At 68.8% G+C, this 15,537-nt stretch carries 16 protein-coding genes and 1 tRNA gene; 11 read left to right on the top strand and 6 right to left on the bottom strand.

Going from position 1 to position 15,537, the window contains the following annotated elements:
* Positions 1-19 precede the first annotated feature (19 nt).
* Complete coding sequence (locus A9310_RS16235) at positions 20-1,516, bottom strand: threonine/serine exporter ThrE family protein (protein ID WP_065631515.1); 1,497 nt, start codon at positions 1,514-1,516, stop codon at positions 20-22.
* Between the two features lie 190 nt (positions 1,517-1,706).
* Here A9310_RS16235 and A9310_RS16230 point away from each other — a divergent pair, with 190 nt between their 5' ends.
* Together A9310_RS16230 and A9310_RS16225 are read left to right on the top strand one after the other, a co-directional pair.
* The gene (locus A9310_RS16230) at positions 1,707-2,093 is read left to right on the top strand and encodes a RidA family protein (protein WP_065631514.1); all 387 of its coding nucleotides are present in this window, start codon (positions 1,707-1,709) and stop codon (positions 2,091-2,093) included.
* A 68-nt stretch (positions 2,094-2,161) separates the two neighbouring features.
* Positions 2,162-2,236, top strand: a tRNA-Thr gene (locus A9310_RS16225).
* An 83-nt stretch (positions 2,237-2,319) separates the two neighbouring features.
* On the opposite strand, the gene A9310_RS16220 is transcribed toward A9310_RS16225, so the two are convergent.
* Positions 2,320-2,673 (bottom strand): Fe-S protein, encoded by a 354-nt coding sequence (locus A9310_RS16220; protein WP_065631513.1) that lies wholly within the window; start codon positions 2,671-2,673, stop codon positions 2,320-2,322.
* A gap of 72 nt (positions 2,674-2,745) precedes the next feature.
* Here A9310_RS16220 and A9310_RS16215 point away from each other — a divergent pair, with 72 nt between their 5' ends.
* Positions 2,746-4,383, top strand: coding sequence for a carboxylesterase/lipase family protein (locus A9310_RS16215; RefSeq protein ID WP_175401152.1), 1,638 nt, complete (start codon positions 2,746-2,748; stop codon positions 4,381-4,383).
* 240 nt (positions 4,384-4,623) lie between these two features.
* Here the strand turns inward: A9310_RS16215 and A9310_RS16210 are convergent, their stop codons facing one another.
* Positions 4,624-8,397, bottom strand: coding sequence for a PD40 domain-containing protein (locus A9310_RS16210; RefSeq protein WP_065631511.1), 3,774 nt, complete (start codon positions 8,395-8,397; stop codon positions 4,624-4,626).
* A 498-nt stretch (positions 8,398-8,895) separates the two neighbouring features.
* Here A9310_RS16210 and A9310_RS16205 point away from each other — a divergent pair, with 498 nt between their 5' ends.
* Genes A9310_RS16205 through A9310_RS16190 form a run of 4 tightly spaced genes read left to right on the top strand, consistent with a single transcriptional unit; the run spans position 8,896 to position 11,994 of the window.
* Positions 8,896-10,101 carry a winged helix DNA-binding domain-containing protein gene (locus tag A9310_RS16205; protein ID WP_065631510.1) on the top strand — a complete coding sequence of 402 codons (1,206 nt, stop codon included), beginning with the start codon at positions 8,896-8,898 and terminating at the stop codon, positions 10,099-10,101.
* A 42-nt stretch (positions 10,102-10,143) separates the two neighbouring features.
* The gene (locus A9310_RS16200) at positions 10,144-10,506 is read left to right on the top strand and encodes a helix-turn-helix transcriptional regulator (RefSeq protein WP_065631509.1); all 363 of its coding nucleotides are present in this window, start codon (positions 10,144-10,146) and stop codon (positions 10,504-10,506) included.
* Positions 10,503-11,591 (top strand): ACR3 family arsenite efflux transporter, encoded by a 1,089-nt coding sequence (gene arsB / locus A9310_RS16195; RefSeq protein ID WP_065631508.1) that lies wholly within the window; start codon positions 10,503-10,505, stop codon positions 11,589-11,591. The genes A9310_RS16200 and arsB overlap by 4 nt, the downstream gene beginning before the upstream one ends.
* On the top strand, positions 11,584-11,994 hold the full coding sequence (locus A9310_RS16190) for a low molecular weight phosphatase family protein (RefSeq protein WP_065631507.1): 411 nt from the start codon (positions 11,584-11,586) through the stop codon (positions 11,992-11,994). The genes arsB and A9310_RS16190 overlap by 8 nt, the downstream gene beginning before the upstream one ends.
* A 62-nt stretch (positions 11,995-12,056) precedes the next feature.
* Here the strand turns inward: A9310_RS16190 and A9310_RS16185 are convergent, their stop codons facing one another.
* A complete protein-coding gene (locus tag A9310_RS16185; RefSeq protein WP_065631529.1) occupies positions 12,057-12,542 on the bottom strand; it encodes an ArsI/CadI family heavy metal resistance metalloenzyme in 486 nt (161 codons plus the stop codon).
* Between the two features lie 101 nt (positions 12,543-12,643).
* Between A9310_RS16185 and A9310_RS16180 the strand changes: the two genes are divergently transcribed.
* Positions 12,644-13,006: an Rv2640c family ArsR-like transcriptional regulator gene (locus A9310_RS16180; RefSeq protein WP_065631506.1), complete on the top strand. Its 363-nt coding sequence runs from the start codon at positions 12,644-12,646 to the stop codon at positions 13,004-13,006.
* A gap of 37 nt (positions 13,007-13,043) precedes the next feature.
* Here the strand turns inward: A9310_RS16180 and A9310_RS16175 are convergent, their stop codons facing one another.
* Both A9310_RS16175 and A9310_RS16170 read right to left on the bottom strand, forming a co-directional pair.
* Positions 13,044-13,283 carry a three-helix bundle dimerization domain-containing protein gene (locus A9310_RS16175; protein ID WP_065631505.1) on the bottom strand — a complete coding sequence of 80 codons (240 nt, stop codon included), beginning with the start codon at positions 13,281-13,283 and terminating at the stop codon, positions 13,044-13,046.
* A gap of 83 nt (positions 13,284-13,366) precedes the next feature.
* Positions 13,367-13,654 (bottom strand): hypothetical protein, encoded by a 288-nt coding sequence (locus A9310_RS16170; RefSeq protein ID WP_065631504.1) that lies wholly within the window; start codon positions 13,652-13,654, stop codon positions 13,367-13,369.
* A gap of 55 nt (positions 13,655-13,709) precedes the next feature.
* On the opposite strand from A9310_RS16170, the gene A9310_RS16165 reads away from it, so the two are divergent.
* From A9310_RS16165 to A9310_RS16155, 3 genes are all read left to right on the top strand, one after another.
* Positions 13,710-13,922: a hypothetical protein gene (locus tag A9310_RS16165; RefSeq protein ID WP_065631503.1), complete on the top strand. Its 213-nt coding sequence runs from the start codon at positions 13,710-13,712 to the stop codon at positions 13,920-13,922.
* A gap of 87 nt (positions 13,923-14,009) precedes the next feature.
* Positions 14,010-14,696 carry a DUF899 family protein gene (locus A9310_RS16160; RefSeq protein WP_065631502.1) on the top strand — a complete coding sequence of 229 codons (687 nt, stop codon included), beginning with the start codon at positions 14,010-14,012 and terminating at the stop codon, positions 14,694-14,696.
* A 93-nt stretch (positions 14,697-14,789) separates the two neighbouring features.
* Positions 14,790-15,512, top strand: a complete 723-nt coding sequence (locus A9310_RS16155; protein WP_065631501.1) for a response regulator transcription factor — start codon at positions 14,790-14,792, stop codon at positions 15,510-15,512.
* The last annotated feature ends 25 nt before the right edge of the window (positions 15,513-15,537 follow it).

Below are 15,537 nucleotides of genomic sequence, written 5' to 3'. Positions count from 1 at the left end.
CACGGCCACCCGTCCGGCGTCAGCGTCGTGGCGGTGGCGGCCGCCACCGGTTCGCCCGGACCCGGCGTGCGGCCGCGTCGGCCTGCCGCGCCTCACGGGCTTCGCGCAGGGCGATCCGGCGGCGGAGACGCCAGTCCGGACGGGGTGGCAGCTGAGGGCGACGCAGCGACCGGGCGACGAACTCGCCCAGCGTGACCCCCGCAGCGAGGGCGCAGCCGATGGCCAGCGCGTTCGCGATCCAGGTGAATCCGTCGAGGGTCTGGTCGCCGAGGATGCCGTAGAGGCCGCGATACACCGCGAGACCGGGTAGCAGCGGGGTGATGCCGGCCACCGCGACGACCAGCGGCGGGGTCAACGCGCGGCGTGCCAGCAGGCCGCCGATCAGTCCGACGAACGCCGCCGCGAGACCGTTGGCGATGACGTCGCCGATGTCGGTGAACGTCGAGGCCGCCGCGACCGCGGTGCCGATGAAACCGCCGAGGAACGCCACGCCGAGGGCGCGCGTCTCGGCGTAGCTGGCCAGCGCGTAGGCGCAGGCGGCGACCGCGCCGGCGACCACCCGGATCGGCAGTTCGACGACCTCGAAGCTGGTGGTCGTGGTGATCGTGGGCAGGAAGATGCCGCCCGCCTCCAGGATTCGGATCGCGACGCCGACACCGGCGATGATGCCGCCGGTCATCAGCAGCAACTCGAAGAACCGGGCGACACCGGTGATCGGTGCGCCGGTGATCGCGTCCTGGACCGAGCCGACGAGGGACAACCCCGAGAGCAACACGACGATGCCGGCCGCGATGACCTGCGACGGCGCGATCTGCACACCGAGTCGTTCGGCCGCGGCGAAGACCAGGGCGGCCGGGACCACCGCGATGAAACCGCCGGTCAGCTGCTGGAAGAAGACCGGTGTCCCGATGCGGTTGAGCCAGCGGTTGACGGTGACCGTCACCACGGTTGTCAGGAAGGCGAGCGCGGCGACGAGGTATTCGCCGCCGAGGAGCACCGCGATGCCCGACGCCATGATCCCCCAGGCGGTCGTGGCCAGCCAGTGCGGATAGGGGTGCGGCGCGGTGATGATCTCGTCGACCATCTGGTGGGCGGTGGACGGGCTGATGAACGAATCGCGGATGCGGCGGACGAGCCGGTCGATCTGCGCGAGCCGGGTGAAGTCCATCGACCGGTAGTAGACCTGCTCCATGGTCGTGATCGGCGGGAGCGTCGCGCCGCGCCGCGCGCTGACGACGATCGTGTTGTAGGTGACGTCGACGTCGACGTCCTCGAGGCCGTACACGCCGGCGACGAACTTGATCTGCGTCTGGGTGTCGATGGCCCCGGTGCCCGAGTCGAGCAGCACCGCCCCGATCTTCGTGGCGAGATCGAGGACCTCGGTGATCGCCGCGACGTCGAACGGTTCGATCGGCCTGCGCGGCGACACCATGATGCTGCCGGGTTCGATCGTGTCGATCGTCGCCTGACGGCTGCCCGTGAGACGACGTAGAGCACGGCCGATCTGTTCGCGCACAGCAGGCCTCCTCGGGTCGATGGTGGAGTGCTCGCGGGGTAACCGACACCCGGCCGGTTCAACCCTGACAGGAGACTGGATACACCTCGTCCGTCCGGACGACTCCGGCAGGGTCGGCGGAGGAGCCGGGAGCGGCGGTGAGCGCCGGTGACCGGGGTGACGACGGCGACCACTCGTCTACGATCGCGGCATGTCCTCGGTGCAGATCAACGGTCCGCGAGACGGCCACACCCGCAGTGCCACGGTGAGTCCCGGGAGTCTCGTCTTCACCGCCGGTGCGGCCCCCATCGACGACGACGGCGCCACCGTCGCACCCGGGAACGTTCGCGAACAGGCCGCGCAGTGCATGAGAAACCTCGAGGCCGCGCTGATCGAGTCCGGCGCGACGCTGCGCGACGTCGCGAAGGTCACCGTCTTCGTCGCCGAACACCTGCAGGCCGATCTGGTGGTCGCGTGGGACGCGGTGACCGAGGCCTTCGGCGATCACAAGCCGGCCGGCAGCCTGCTGGGCGTCTCGGTCCTCGCCTACGACGATCAGCTGGTGGAGATCGAAGCGGTCGCGGCCATTCGGGGCTGATCGGCGGCCGCTGATCCGCCGGGTGCGGATGAAGCGGAAGAGGTCCGGCGGATATACTCGCCCCGCGCGCCTCCTTAGCTCAGTGGTAGAGCACTCGCCTTGTAAGCGAGCGGTCGTCGGTTCAATCCCGACAGGGGGCTCCACGCACGAACGCCGCGCACCTGTTCCGGTGCGCGGCGTCTGTCGTCTCGCGGGTTCGTCTCGCGGTTCGGCTCGCGGGCCCGGGCTACCAGATGACGGCGAGGCCCGCGGCCAGCAGGGACAGGGCGCCGACGGACCAGAACAGGGCGCGCGGTACGGGTTCGCCGGTGCGCTTCTGCCGAGCGCTGCCCATGCCGAGGATTCCGCCGAGGACGAGCAGGATCACCAGCTTGATGCCGATCTTCGGGTAGTTCAGCTCGATACCGGCCGGCCACGGCGCCGCGAGCGCGAGCCCGGTCAGCAGGGACAGCAGCAGTCCGTAGTCCATCACGCGGGTGAACCGGAACTCGCGAGCCACGAGTTGGGTGACCCAGCCGCCGAAGGTCACGGCGAAGCCGATGATGTGCAGGAAGATTACGACGTTGCGTAGTAGCTCCATGCGGTCACCATACCCAGCAGACACGGCCGAGTTCTGGATTACGAGAACGGGTTCACGGTGCACGATGGACGGATGAAGCACGACGAACCGGGCACCTCCGCCAACTCGACGTCCCCGACCGACGGCGTGGCTCCGGACGGGACCCGCCCAACGGCCCAGACCCGGGTCGGCACCTTCCGCGGGGTCGCCGGGGAACGGGCCGACGTGTGGCGGGGCATCCGGTACGCCCGCCCGCCCGTGGGGGAGTTGCGCTGGCGCCGTGCGATTCCCCTCGAGGAGGCCGATGCGCCCGAGGACGTGGTGGATGCCTCGACCTTCGGCGCGGTCTGCCCGCAACAACTCAACCCCGCCGTACGTCTCGGTCCCGATGTGGTCATGGACGAGGACTGCCTGTTCCTCAACGTCTGGACCCCGCCGGGGGCCGCGGAGCACGCCGACGACGCCGTCGGACTCCCGGTCATGGTGTGGCTGCACGGCGGCGCCTACGTCCTGGGGTCGGGGGCCCAGCCGTTCTACGAGGGCTCGAACCTCGCCGCCACCGGCGACGTGGTCGTCGTGACGCTGAACTATCGGCTCGGTGTGCTCGGGTTCGCCGACCTGTCGTCGATCGACCCGCGGTTCGAGTCGAATGCCGGCCTCAGTGATGTGCTCACGGCGTTGGGCTGGGTCCGCGACCACATCGCCGCCTTCGGCGGTGATCCCGACAAGGTGACGGTGTTCGGCGAGTCGGCGGGCGCGGGACTGGTCACCGCGCTGCTCACCATGCCGGCCGCGGCCGGGCTCTTCGGCCGGGCCATCGCGCAGAGTTCGCCCGTGACGTCGATGTACGGCGCCGACCGGGCCGCGCGGGTCGCCGACCAACTGCTCGAGGCCGCCGGCATCGACGCCGGTGGACTCGACACCGGCGAGATCGTCGGGCGTCTCGAACAACTCGACGGCATGACCTGTTCGGCGATCACCACCACCCTGTTCGAGAAGGTCCCCACCGAGGTGCCGGGGACCATCGCGTTCGCACCGGTCATCGACGGCGATCTGCTGCCCGAACATCCCCTCGACGTCTATCGCGCGGGTCGGGCGCATCCGGTGCCGCTGATCATCGGGACCAACCGCGACGAGGCGAATCTCTTCAAGTACATGAAGTCGCCGCTGATGCCGATCACCACCGCCGACATCGAGCGCATGTTCGCCGGGATGGCGAAGGAGTATCCGGACGTCGTCCTGCCCGAACGTGCGCAGGTGCTCTCCGCGTATTCCGGTCTGCGCCCGAAGGTCACCGGACTCGGCGTGGCCCGTGACGTGGCGTTCCGCATGCCCACGCTGTGGCTCGCGGAGGCGCATGCGCGTTCGGCGCCGGTCTACGTGTACCGCTACGACTGGACGACGCGGATGTTCCGGCTGCTCGGTCTGGGGGCCGCCCATGCGACCGAGGTCCCCTACGTGTGGGGGAATCTGGGCAACGGGCCGAAGGACATCACGTTCTTGCTCGGCGGACGTAAGCAGGGAGAAGCGGTGTCGGAGAGGATGATCCGACGGTGGACCGCATTCGCACACGGTCAGGAGCCGGACGCCGGGGCGCTCGGGGATCCCTGGCCGACCTACGACACCGGCCATCGCCCGGTGTTGCGCATCGACGCCGAGGACCGGGTCGTGCAGAACCTCGACGGCGACATCTGGGAGGCGTGGGGCGACGAGGTGCTCGGCTTCCGCTGAAGGGTCCCCTGCTGGCCGAGTAGCGTCGTCGATGTCACCAAGTGGCTTCGACACGGCTCCTCGACCTCGACGCGCTCCTTCGTCGCTTGCTCGGCCCGGCGGCTGCGCTCGGTGCCGGCTCAACCAGCGGGTGGGGGCTTTCAAAGGCGGAGCGGGGTCGGGCCCCTCCGCTGGCCGAGCAGCGTCGACCGAGCGCAGCGAGGACGCCGCGTGTCGAGGTCACCTGTCTCGCAACAAGCTTCAGTCCCGACGGCAGTCCGCGCGAACGTCGATGTGCGGGAGATAGGCGTCGCGCTGGGCGTCGGTGACGGGAGCGGTGCTGGCGCAGATCCAGTCGCGGGCCTCGTCGAGATCGAGCGTGTGCAGGTAGACGTTCCCGGTGGTGTCGCCGCCGGAGATGATGTCCTCGTCGGTGGGGAGTCGGGCGGGTAGTTGCCAGGTGGTGGTCGTGTCGGTGGTCGCGAGCAGCGTCCCGACCGGTTGCGGGTCGGTGAGCCGGCCGTCGTCGTCGAGGGCGAAACTGATCAGCTCGTGCGTCGCGGTACCCACCGTGAGGCGGTTCGGCGCGACGGACACCGTCGAGGCGAACATGTCCTCCTCCCGGTCGATCAGTTCGGGTTCGGCGTCCGTGCCGGCCGGCGGGAGCCGCCACGTGGAGAGGTCGCGGGAGGCGACCACCAGCACATCGCCGTCGAATACGGCCTGGGCGGCCGGCGCCTCGGCTGTGATGACGTCGACCGGGTCCGCGCCCGGCGACGTCAGGTCGTACAGGTAGACGCGTTTGTCGTCGGAGGTGACCGCGAGCCGCGAGCCGTCGGAGCTGAAGGCGATATTGCGGATGACGTCGGTCGGCCCGCGCAGCGGTGCGCCCACGCGTCGCGGGGAGCCGGGCACCGAGGTGTCCCACAGCGCCACGGTGGTGTCGGTGTCTCCGGTCGCGAGCAGATGGCCCGACGGCGCGAAGGCGACCGGGAACGAATAGCGGGTGGCGACGTCGAGGGCCGCGGCGCGTCGCGGGGCAGCGGTGTCGGTGATGTCCCACAGCTCGACGAGCCCGCCGTTGTTGTTCGCGGTCGCGGCGAGGGTGCCGGGGCCATTGAGGCTGACCCGCGGATGGTCGTTGACCCGGCGCTGGATGGGCGTGCGCGACCGCAGCGTGAGGCCGTCGGACATCGTCCACAGGTTCAGGGTGGTGTCGGCGCCGACCGTCGCCAGGACTCGTTGCGCGTCGTCGGTGTCCACGCCGGTGAGGGTCCCGCCCCGGTCGGGTTCGGTTCGGCCGGGCAGGCTCCAGACGTCGATCGTGCCGTCGGAGCGGCCGGAGACGAGTTGGCGGCCGCTGGGGTCGAACCGGGCCGCGAAGGTCCGCACCGAGCCCTGTTCGGAGGTCGTCTGCAGCGCCCACTGCAGGATCGGCGAGGCCGGGTTCGCGGTGTTCCACACCCGGACCAGGCCGTCGGCCCGGGCGGAGGCCAACTGCGCACCCGAACCGTCGAAGGCGATCGACCACGACCCGGCCGTGCTGTTGGGCAGCGACGTGCTCAGCGGGCGGGGTGCGAGCGGGTCGGCCACGTCCCAGAGTTGGGTGTTCGGACTGTCGCCGGTGATCGCCAGCGAGCGGCTGTCCGGGCTGAACGCGACGGCATGGGTGATGCTGGGGAAGCCGGTCAGCGGCCCGCCCAGCGGCTGCGGCGATTCGCCGGTCGTCCACAGCCGGACGGTCCGGTCGTCGCCGCCGCTGGCCAGAACGCGTCCGTCGGGGCTGAAGGAGAGGGTGCGCGCCGCGGCGGTGTGGCCGCGCAGGACGGCCGTCTCCCGGATCGCTCCGGTCGGTGAGACGGCGTACATCGTGATCGTGCCGTCGTCGGACGATGCGGCCAGGGTCCGCCCGTCGGCGGCGAACCGCACCATGTAGACGGTGCCGTGGCCCGGGGACACCGTCGTCGCCAGCCGCGGGTTCGGTGCGTCGGTCAGGTCCCACATCCGGACGGAACCGTCCCCGCTGCTGCTCGCCAGCAGTTGCCGGGTCGGGTGGAAGTCGGTGCTGGTGACGTAGTTGCCGAAGCCGCGCAGGACCGCGACCTCCCGATAGTCCGACGAGCCGGACCGGGCCCAGACGCGCACGGTCCTGTCGCCGCTCGCCGACGCGAGCTGCGTGCCCGTCCGGTTGAACGACAGGTCGTAGACCGGGCCGGTGTGGCCGGTCAGCGGGACCACCAGGGGCGTCGTCGCGGCGCCGCGCAGACGGCTCTGGACGGTCGGGTCGTCGGGATAGACCTCGTGGGCGACGAGCAACAGTCGCGCGGCCAGCGACGGGTTGGAGTACTGGATGCTGTCGATGTGCGACAACAGAGCCGAGCGTTCGGCGGCGTTGCGCTGTTCGCGCAGTTCGTGGGCCTGTCGGAAGCCGATGGCGGCGGTGATGGACGCCGCGATGGCCAGCACGACGATCACCGACACCGCGCCGACGCGCGTGATGCGACGCCGCTGCTGCATGGCGACCGCCGCGTCGAGGAAGGCGTCGTTCTCGTTGTTCAGCAGATGCAGGTAATCGCTGCGCAGGGTTCGTCGCCGGCGCTTGGCGTCCTCGAGGCGCGACCCGGTGTAGAGGAACGACCGGCCGCGCCCGTTGGCCAGCCACGCCGCGGTGTCGGCGTCGACCTGCTGTCGCCAGAGGTGGTTGTCGGTGTCGTCGGCGATCCACTCGGCCAGACGTGGCCAGGCGGTGAGCACCACGTCGTGCACGAGCATCACTGAGTCGGTGGACACCGTGAGCAGCCTGGCCTGGGCGAATTCATCGATGACGGTCGCGACCTCGGGCGGGAACCGGTTCGCGATGGTCGACGTGGAGAGCGGCACGCGCAGCGCGATGCCGGCCGGGCCGACGTGCACCAGGGCGAGGAGGACCGCGTGTGCGAGATCCCGATGACGCGGATCGATCGCCGCCCAGGCCGTCTCGGCGGTGTCGGCGACCGCGCGGGCGATACCGCCGGTGGCCCGGTACCCGGACAAGGTCATGCGGTTGCCGGTGCGGCGTGCCCAGGTCGCCTGGAGAACGTGCGCCAGCAGCGGGAGGCGGCCGGCGCGGTCACCGCCGGTCGACGCCTCGTACAGCTCGGTGATCATCACGTCGGCGAGTCCGGTCTCGATGCGGCCGCCGGCGAGTCGGACGGGCGCGGTGATCACCTCGCGCAACTGCGTGCGGGTCATCTCCGAGACGATCACGCAGCGGTGCTGCCACGCATCGGCGAGGAACGGATGCTCGACGCACTGACTGAAGAAGTCGGCTCGCACGCCGACCACGACCACGACGTCGGACGCCAGCTCTTGGACCTCGCGCAGCGTCTCGGTCCGCAGCGGGTCCTCGAGCGAGAAGACGTTCTCGAACTGGTCGATGACGATGACCGCTTCCCCGGTCGTCGCGGCCGGTGCATCGGTGGCTCCCGGCTCGTCCGGGTCGGCGATGACGAGCCCGCTCGGGGTGATCTCGCCGAGTCGGGGCGACGACAATCGTGCGTCCCGGGCGAGGCCGGCACGGAGCAGCGACGATTTGCCCGATCCCGAGACCCCGGTGACCACCACCAGTCGCGACGCGGGGGACAGCGGCGGCGGTCCGGAGCGGGCCGACAGGATCGCATCGACGAGGGTGCTGACGACGTCGTCCCGGCCGAAGTACATCTGACTGTCGGCAGCGGTCAGGGTGGCGAGGCCGGGGAACGGCCGGGCATGCTGCGGTGCGGGCGGCTCGGCGGTGGGGGTCTCGTCGGGCGTCCGGCGGTCCCACATCTCCCGCCACTGCGGGATGGTCAGGACGTCGTCGGCCCCGGCGGCGACGGCGCGTGCGGTCAGCCAGACGAGCAGCGGTTCGACGGTCGCGAAGTCGCGGGGGAGATGACGGCCGTTGCGCCAGTCACTGATCCGCTGCGCCGAGACCCGGGCCCGTGTCGCCGCGGCGCGCAGCGTGGGCCGGCCGGCTTGCACGAACAGTCGCGTGAGTGCCTGACCGAAATCCACTCAGCTGTCCTTGTGCTCGCCCCGACAGATCGACCGCACCATCATGCGATAGCCGATCCCGCCGCGCCACCATCGGCGATCCGATGTGGTGACGGCCACACCGCGGACCGCGGATCACCGGGCGTGCCACCGGATCCGGAACCGGTTCTGTCCGGTCCGGATAGTCCGTTAGCGGCTTGATCTGCGCTTATGTGCCGGGTTCCGGAACGGGGGTGGAGTGGGTCGCGTTCGTGGGGTCTGCTGGTGGGGCGCAACTCGACGGGGGTCGGGAAGCGTACAGGTTGCGTCGGTCGAAGGACACACCGAAAGTGTCGCGAAACACTGCCCGTCGGGGGCTGTGTGTCGTTCGGCCCACACGACCGCGCGGGTGCCGGACACCGGGTCGACGGGGGTCGGCGGTCTCCGGCACCCGCGTCCCCTCCTCGCCTGCCGGGTCACCCGTGCTGTCGGCGTCGATCACTACGATCTGTCCATGCGACCACCCCGGGTGCCCGTGCGATGAGCCGCCTGTTGATCTCCGACTCGCAACGCCGCACTCGCCTCATGCGCCGGCAACACCTCGATGTCTCGTCTCGAGCCGCCGACTCCGTAGAAGCCGCTGCCACGATGGTCGGTCTGCACGCGACCACACCGTCGAGCGTCCACCTCGCCGCATGGGCCCGGGTCGATCCGGAGCTCTCGCGCGAGTCGGTCGACGCCGCCCTCTACGACGACCGGACGCTCGTCAAGCACCTCGCGATGCGTCGCACGTTGTTCGTCTTCCCGCGGGACATCCTGGCCGAGTCCGTCGGAGCCCTCGGGCCGCGGATCTCGGCGTCGGAACGCACCAACATGTTGCGCGACCTCCGGCGCAGTCCCGACTTCGACGACCCGGAGGGCTGGATCGAGACCGCGCGGCGGGCGGTCCTGGCCGAACTCGCCGGTGGCGAGTCGCTGACCTCCACCGAACTCCGCGAGCGTCTGCCCGCGCTCGACGGCTACATCAGTCACGGCGCGGGCACCACGTGGGCGGGCCGCGCCCCGATGGGGCCGCGCGTGCTCAACATGCTCGACGCCGAGGGGGCGATCGTCCGCGGACCCAACCGGCTGCGCTGGCATCTGTCGCGGCCGGCGTGGACGTCCATGCCGCTCTGGCTCGGCGAGGACCTGCCGTCGATGAGCGTTCACGACGGGCACTGCGCGCTGATCGGACGCTGGCTGCGGACCTACGGACCCGGCACCGAGACGGACCTGGTGTGGTGGCTGGGGTCGACCAAGACCGCGGTGCGCGCGGCGCTGGCCGAACTCGAGACCGTCCAGGTCGACCTGGAGGGTGGCGGAGTCGGCCACGTCCTGCCCGACGATCTACCCGAGGGCACCGGAGCCGACGGCATGGGGGACGAGCCGGTCGAACCGCAGGCCGTGCTCCTGCCGGAACTCGACCCGACCACCATGGGCTACAAGGAGCGCGGCTTCTATCTCGGCGGCCACGCGCCGCAGGTCTTCGACTCCGCGGGCAACGGTGGCCAGACCGCCTGGTGGGATGGTCGCATCGTCGGTGGCTGGTATCGCCGCGCCGACTCGACGATCGACGTCGTCCCGCTCGAACCGTTGTCCTCCGAAGCGCGTCGGGCTCTCGATGCCCGGGCCGAGGAGCTCGCGGCGTGGCTGGGGGACGAACCGCTGAAGACCGGCTACACCGCGCCGTATGCGAAAGGGTTGTAGGTCGACGCTTTCGCTTGGTTCGACATCTGTCAATATTGATGAATGTCGAACCAGAACCTGCTGGCGACGGTCTCCCGCGGCATGACGACCGACGAGGCGGAGACCGTCGCTCCGGCGTTGAAGGCACTCGCGGACCCGGTCCGGTTGCGGTTGTTGTCCGAGATCGCCGCGCATCCGGGAGGTGAGGCGTGCGTGTGCGACATCTCCGGACCGTTCGACCTCTCGCAGCCGACGATCTCGCACCATCTGAGAGTGCTTCGCGAAGCCGATCTGGTGACGAGCGAGCGACGCGCGACCTGGGTGTACTACCGCGTGAACACTGGTGCGTTACAAGAACTGTCGGGGCTGCTCGGCTGTCTCGCCACAGTTCTGGGGGAAGCACGTTCGTGTGAGGCCGGACGATGAACGTCACGGAAACCGCCGTCGCGGGCAGGCTGTCGATGCTCGACCGGTTCCTGCCGGTGTGGATCGGCGCCGCGATGGTGGTGGGTCTGCTGCTGGGCCGCAGTGTTCCCGGAGTGGGCAACGCGCTGGCGGCCGTCGAGCTCGACGGCATCTCGCTGCCGATCGCACTCGGGTTGCTGATCATGATGTATCCGGTGCTGGCCAAGGTGCGCTATGACCGGCTCGACTCGGTCACCGCCGACCGTCGCCTGCTGCTCGGGTCGCTGGCTTTGAACTGGATCATCGGCCCGGCGTTGATGTTCGCGCTGGCCTGGCTCTTGCTGCCGGACCTGCCGGAGTACCGGACCGGACTGATCATCGTCGGGCTCGCCCGCTGCATCGCGATGGTCATCATCTGGAACGACCTGGCATGTGGCGACCGCGAAGCCGCTGCCGTCCTGGTCGCGCTGAACTCGGTATTCCAGGTGATCATGTTCGCCGTGCTGGGTTGGTTCTACCTCTCCGTGTTGCCCGGCTGGCTCGGCCTCGAACAGACGACCATCGACGCCTCGCCGTGGCAGATCGCGAAGTCGGTGCTGATCTTCCTCGGCATCCCGCTGGTGGCCGGATACCTCACCCGTCGTATCGGAGAGCGCGCCAAGGGCCGCGAGTGGTACGAGTCCGCGTTCCTGCCGCGTCTCGGGCCGTGGGCCCTCTACGGTTTGTTGTTCACCATCGTCATCCTGTTCGCATTGCAGGGTGAGCAGATCATGTCGCAGCCCTGGGACGTCGCGCGTATCGCTCTGCCGCTGCTGATCTACTTCGCGGTGATGTGGGGCGGTGGGTTCGTGCTCGGCGCCGCGATGGGTCTGGGGTATGCGCGCACCACCACGCTCGCGTTCACCGCCGCCGGCAACAACTTCGAACTCGCCATCGCCGTCGCGATCGCCACCTACGGTGCGACCTCCGGCCAAGCGCTCGCCGGGGTCATCGGACCGCTCATCGAAGTGCCGGTCCTCGTCGCCCTGGTCTATGTGTCCCTGGCACTGCGGAAGCGGTTCTCTGCAACACCCGACTCGACTGGGGAGCCCGCGCGCCATGTCTGACCCCCTCAATGTGCTGTTCGTGTGCGTCAGCAACCGTGGCAAATCCGTGATGGCCGAACGTCTCTCGGTGACGGTCACCGACCGGATCGCGGCGTCGTCCGCCGGAACCAACGCGAAGATCGGCGGGCAGGTCAATGACTTGTCCGCGCAGGTGCTCGCCGAGGTCGGCGCCGACGCCGTCGGACATCAGCCGCGGCAGCTGACGGATGACCTGATGCGAGCCGCGGATCTGGTCGTGGTGGTCGGCACCGCCGAGGTCACCCCGCCCGACGGGGTGAGTGTCGAGGTGTGGAACACCGACGAACCCTCCGATCGAGGCATCGACGGCCTCGAACGGATGCGGTTGATCCGCGACGACATCACCACCCGCATCCGCGACCTCGCCGACCGCTTGGAGCGGTGAGCGTCTCAGAACGGTGGTGGGTCGGTGGCGTTCCACCCACCGACAAGAACGACGACGCTCGGTCAGCAGCAGGCTGTGCGAGCGTCGGCGGGGTCGGTGGCGCTACCGCCGCAGCACACCGAACCCTCGGCGGATTCGTCGACACCGCTCTCGGCCAACAGCTTCGGGCTGGTTCCGAAGGTGTCGGAATCCGCGAGCACGGTGTAGATCTCCCACTTTTCGTCGCTCGGGCCGGTGACCCACACCTTGTCTTGCGTTGCGAAACAACAGGTGGAGTTGATCTCCTGCTGTGTGAACAGGCCCTCGCCGGACAGTCGGGCGATCTCGGCATGCACCGTCTCGCTCGATTCGACCTCCACCCCGAGATGGTTGATCGTGCCGCCCTGACCCGGATTCTCCAGGAGCACCAATTTCAGCGGGGGTTCGACGATCGCGAAGTTCGCGTATCCGGGCTTTCGCTTGGCCGGCGGGGTGTCGAACAGCTTGGAGTAGAACTCGATCGCGGTATCGAGGTCATCGACATTGAGTGCGAGTTGCATGCGGGACATGAGGGGAACCACCTTCACCTGTGAGACATATGTCGAATAATGACGTTCCTGCAGAATTCCACCTTTTCGACATATGTCAATACAGCCGGTAGGATCGGACCATGCCCAAGACCCTGCCGATGGTCGACATCAGCGCACCGATCTGCTGTGCGCCTGTATCGGCGGCACCACTCGACGACGCCACGGCTCTCGAGATCGCGTTGCGGCTCAAGGCTCTTGCCGATCCGGTGCGGATCAGGCTGGTCTCGATCCTGCTCGCCGACGGCGGTGACGGGATCTGCACCTGCGATCTCGCGACCGTGGTCGGGCTCACCGAAGCAACGACGAGCCATCACCTGGGTCAACTACGTAAGGCCGGGATGGTCTCCCCCGAACGTCGCGGGATGAATGTCTATTACCGCCCGAGGCCAGAGTCTTTGGAAGCGCTGCGCCAGGTACTCAATGCGACCACCGGGTGCTGCTGACCACAGGGACCGCCCACGGACGCGACCCCGGCCCGGATCACTCCCCGACGTGCGGCGGAACAGTGGTGGGGTCGGCCATCACGTCGGTGCCGCCGAGCGCCTTGTTCGCGCGGCGTTCCACCAGCAGCGGCACGAAGTCGCGGACTTCGGTCCCGCTGAAGTGCTCGTAGGCCTGCTCGACCGCGGCGGCGACGTCTTCGGGTCGTCGGTGCGAGTAGAGGCCGATCAGCCGGTCCTGTACTTCGCTGATCTGACGCCGCTCGTCATTAGCATCCATGCACACAATTTAGTGCGAATGCGACAACATCGACTGTCACGACGGATGGATTCACTGACAGTTCATCTCGCCGCCACCGACACTCAATCTCGGTCGACGGCCAAGCGTCTGGTCGGCCGGGGGCGATCTCGAGCTCCTCGTCGGCCCACGTCAACGGTCGTCGCCGGTGAGCGCAGGTCTCCATAGTGCGATCTGAGTGCCCCGATCATCTCGTAGGTCTCGTTCAACTCGGTGATCTCGCCGGTGATGTCACGGCTGCGACGCCCCGCCTGCGCTATCCGCGCCGCGAGGAAGTGAGCGTGCCTCTCCAACTCCCGGAGCAGCATCGCAGCCTGCGCCCGGCCGGCCGCCTCGAACTTCGATTCCCCCATGGGCAGAAATGGTGGCGGTAGGCGGTTAACGATCGGAGAACCTACGATGACACCCATGGTTCCGTCACGGCGACCCATCGACCCGGCCGCGCAGGCGCAGGCGCGGGTGCTGGTCGAAGAGCTGGAACGCGTCGCGGACTCCCTCGTGGACCGGCTGCAGGCCGGTGCCGGTGGCGAGAAGGCGCAGCGAGCAGCGCGTCGGGAGTTGTACGAGGTCCGCGAGCACGTCCGACGGCTCCAGAGCACATACGCCCTCTCCGCTCCGTAGCGGTGTGCGCTGCCTTCCGATGAATTCCGCCACGGGCGCGGGTCAGACCCGGTGGACTGTTCTCACCACCGAGCGAAAGGCATCGTCATGACCGGGGCACTCCCACCCGTAGCCGACCGCGAGACCTGGGCGGCTGCGCTGGCCGACCTACGCCGCCGCGAGAAGGCGGCCACCCGCGAGCTCGACGCGGTGGCGGCACAGCGGCGTCGACTCCCGATGGTCGAGATGGACGATTACGTCCTCACCGGGCCCGACGGGCCGATCCGACTCGTCGACGTCTTCGACGGACGCTCACAGCTGATCGTCTACAACCACATGTGGACCGACGGCGCCCGGTTCCAGTGCCCGGGTTGTACCGGGTTCACCACCCAGTTCTCTCGGCTCGACTACCTCGCCGACTACGACGCGCGGTTCGTCATCATCACGCACGGGCCGATGGACGAGATCCTGGCCTACAAGCGGCGCGTCGGTAACCGCATGGACTGGTACTCGTCGGCGGGTACGACCTTCTCCGCAGACGTCGACGCCGCCCCGGGCGAAGGCTTCGCCCTCAACGTCTTCCTCCGCGACGGTGACACCGTGTATCGCACCTGGCACTCGACCGGTCGTGGTACGGAACAACTCGGATTCACCTTCGGACTCCTCGACGTCCTGCCCTACGGACGGCAGGAGGAGTGGCAGGATTCGCCCGACGGCTGGCCGCAGAGCCCGACCTACTCGCGCTGGCGCGGTTCGGAGGAGATGGCCGCCGCGTACGGTGACCCCGACGCGTGACCCCCGGCCGCGCAGAACCCGCTGGTCAGCGTTCACAGGAATCTCCCAGCGTGCCTACAGTGAGGTTCCAGGGCCGACTGGGACTCTGGTCGTGTGAGTGAAGTGGCGAAACAGAACAGGACGCGCGGCGCGAAGGTCCCCGTGGTCGACGACGAGGAGAACATCCGTCAATTGCTGTCGGTGTCGCTGAAGTTCCAGGGCTACGAGGTCGAGACCGCCGCCGACGGTCCGGCGGCCCTCGACCGATGCCGCGTCGCGAAACCCGACGTTCTCGTGCTCGACGTGATGATGCCGGGGATGGACGGGTTCGGGCTGCTGCGCCGGCTGCGTGCCGACGGGGTCGAGGCGCCGGCCCTGTTCCTGTCGGCGCGCGATACGGTGGAGGACAAGATCAACGGCCTCACCATCGGCGGGGACGACTACGTCACCAAACCGTTCAGTCTCGAAGAGGTCGTCGCCCGGTTACAGGTGTTGCTGCGCCGCAGCGGTTTCGACGACCAGAAGCGCGCGTCGTCGAAGATCACCTTCGCCGACATCGAACTCGACGACGAGACCCACGAGGTGTTCAAGGCGGGCGAGCTGGTGGCCCTCTCGCCGACAGAGTTCACGCTGTTGCGCTACTTCATGGTGAACGCGGGCACGGTGTTGTCGAAGCCGCGCATCCTCGACCATGTCTGGAACTACGACTTCGGCGGCGAAGTGAACGTCGTCGAATCCTATGTGTCGTACCTTCGGCGCAAGCTCGACACCGGGGACAAGCGACTCATCCACACCCTCCGCGGCGTCGGCTACGTGATGCGTGAGCCCCGTGACTGATGCGACGGTGACGAGTACCGGCCGC

Origin of the sequence: Gordonia sp. UCD-TK1 (genome assembly GCF_001691435.1) — a bacterium.
In the GTDB taxonomy this organism is placed as follows: domain Bacteria; phylum Actinomycetota; class Actinomycetes; order Mycobacteriales; family Mycobacteriaceae; genus Gordonia; species Gordonia hongkongensis.
The sequence above is the reverse complement of the archived record's forward strand: the minus strand, read 5'-3'. Positions and strand labels throughout refer to the sequence as shown.

Coding starts and splice junctions, on each gene's coding strand:
- A9310_RS16230 (WP_065631514.1), top strand. CDS start 1,707: ATGTCCTCGGTGCAGATCAACGGTCCGCGAGACGGCCACACCCGCAGT.
- A9310_RS16220 (WP_065631513.1), bottom strand. CDS start 2,673: ATGGAGCTACTACGCAACGTCGTAATCTTCCTGCACATCATCGGCTTC.
- A9310_RS16215 (WP_175401152.1), top strand. CDS start 2,746: ATGAAGCACGACGAACCGGGCACCTCCGCCAACTCGACGTCCCCGACC.
- A9310_RS16205 (WP_065631510.1), top strand. CDS start 8,896: ATGAGCCGCCTGTTGATCTCCGACTCGCAACGCCGCACTCGCCTCATG.
- A9310_RS16200 (WP_065631509.1), top strand. CDS start 10,144: ATGTCGAACCAGAACCTGCTGGCGACGGTCTCCCGCGGCATGACGACC.
- arsB (WP_065631508.1), top strand. CDS start 10,503: ATGAACGTCACGGAAACCGCCGTCGCGGGCAGGCTGTCGATGCTCGAC.
- A9310_RS16190 (WP_065631507.1), top strand. CDS start 11,584: ATGTCTGACCCCCTCAATGTGCTGTTCGTGTGCGTCAGCAACCGTGGC.
- A9310_RS16185 (WP_065631529.1), bottom strand. CDS start 12,542: ATGTCCCGCATGCAACTCGCACTCAATGTCGATGACCTCGATACCGCG.
- A9310_RS16180 (WP_065631506.1), top strand. CDS start 12,644: ATGCCCAAGACCCTGCCGATGGTCGACATCAGCGCACCGATCTGCTGT.
- A9310_RS16175 (WP_065631505.1), bottom strand. CDS start 13,283: ATGGATGCTAATGACGAGCGGCGTCAGATCAGCGAAGTACAGGACCGG.
- A9310_RS16170 (WP_065631504.1), bottom strand. CDS start 13,654: ATGGGGGAATCGAAGTTCGAGGCGGCCGGCCGGGCGCAGGCTGCGATG.
- A9310_RS16165 (WP_065631503.1), top strand. CDS start 13,710: ATGGTTCCGTCACGGCGACCCATCGACCCGGCCGCGCAGGCGCAGGCG.
- A9310_RS16160 (WP_065631502.1), top strand. CDS start 14,010: ATGACCGGGGCACTCCCACCCGTAGCCGACCGCGAGACCTGGGCGGCT.